Annotated in this window: 1 pseudogene; it reads left to right on the top strand. The window is 29.4% G+C overall.

The features are described from left to right. A pseudogene (locus tag KGF52_RS21310) lies at positions 1-201 on the top strand (RNA-guided endonuclease TnpB family protein); the annotation flags it as partial.

Below are 201 nucleotides of genomic sequence, written 5' to 3'. Positions count from 1 at the left end.
AAGTTATCAATGTCAAAAGGTATATATTTAGAGTTAGATTTTAATATTGAAAATATAAAGACTGCTGAAATAGTATGGCGAAACGGATATTATTTGTATTATACATTTGATGATGGAATCATTAATCCAACACCGAAAGGTAACAACACCGTAGGTGTAGACTTAGGAGAAATACATTCGATAGCTAGTATAACTAATGAA

It is taken from the genome of Clostridioides sp. ZZV15-6597 (genome assembly GCF_020657815.1).
GTDB lineage: Bacteria > Bacillota > Clostridia > Peptostreptococcales > Peptostreptococcaceae > Clostridioides.
The sequence above is the reverse complement of the archived record's forward strand: the minus strand, read 5'-3'. Positions and strand labels throughout refer to the sequence as shown.